The sequence below is a fragment of the Psychrobacter sp. AOP3-A1-26 genome (assembly GCF_052378235.1).
In the GTDB taxonomy this organism is placed as follows: Bacteria; Pseudomonadota; Gammaproteobacteria; order Pseudomonadales; family Moraxellaceae; genus Psychrobacter.
The window spans coordinates 1-985 of sequence record NZ_JBQSXN010000185.1 but is presented as its reverse complement, the minus strand read 5'-3'; the positions used below and the strand labels follow the sequence as shown (position 1 = coordinate 985).

Genomic DNA, 985 nt, shown 5'->3' with positions numbered 1-985 from the left:
ATATATAAAAAATAATTTAAGGATAATATTATGAATAACGATGGCCGCGTTACAGACCCTGAAAATCGTGTCATTACTGATGACTACCTTGAAGCAGGTGATAAAGAGCGAATTATTGATGATAACGAACGTCGAGCAACGGGTAGTGATCATACGATCGACAATAGAGTAATCAGACATGAAGAGGACAATATCATAGAAGACCATGATGCTATTGATCGTGGCGCTGTGAAGCACATGACTAAAGAATCGAAAAAAGATTTGAATGCTGACGTGATCACAGGTGAGCCAGGCTCACACCCAGTAGGCACAGGTATAGGCGGTGTAGGCGGTGCAGCGGCAGGTGCGGCTATTGGTACCATGGCAGGCCCATTAGGTACATTAATTGGTGGTGCTATTGGTGCTATCGTTGGCGGCGGCGCAGGTCATGCAGCCGCAGAAGCAATCGATCCGACACGTGAAGAAGCTTACTGGCGTGCAGAGTATGCCAACGCTGATTACTACAAAGAAGGTTACGACTTTGACCGTGATTTACATCCAGCTTATGCAGTAGGGTATGCCAATCGCGCGCGTTATCCTGCAGATGCACGTTTTGAAGACCATGAAGCGGACTTAGAGCGCTCTTGGCATGAAGTGAAAGGTGAGTCACGTATGGAATGGAATGATGCGCGTAGAGCATCACGTGATGCTTGGAACCGTGTATCATGATTTATATAAAAGGTAGATAACGTTGATGGTAGTGTTATATTAATGATATTTAAGTACGACTAACTGTGCACTTCATTTAAGTAATTAAACACTACCAAAGCTTACTACCGCATTACTAGATTTAGTTCGATTGTAGATATCCTTTTTTAACGGTCGAAATAGGTCGAATTTATGCTATTTTGAAGCCTTCAAAGATTTCTTTGAAGGCCTTTTTGCTGTATATTAGTAAGTATGAATATATCTAGTGAAACGATATCTGATTACTGATTCTAATAAC

Annotated in this window: 1 protein-coding gene; it reads left to right on the top strand. The window is 41.9% G+C overall.

Annotated elements, in window-relative coordinates; genetic code table 11:
• Positions 1-237 precede the first annotated feature (237 nt).
• Positions 238-708: a hypothetical protein gene (locus ACT3TU_RS14210; RefSeq protein WP_225735201.1), complete on the top strand. Its 471-nt coding sequence runs from the start codon at positions 238-240 to the stop codon at positions 706-708.
• Positions 709-985 lie beyond the last annotated feature (277 nt).

Coding starts and splice junctions, on each gene's coding strand:
- ACT3TU_RS14210 (WP_225735201.1), top strand. CDS start 238: ATGACTAAAGAATCGAAAAAAGATTTGAATGCTGACGTGATCACAGGT.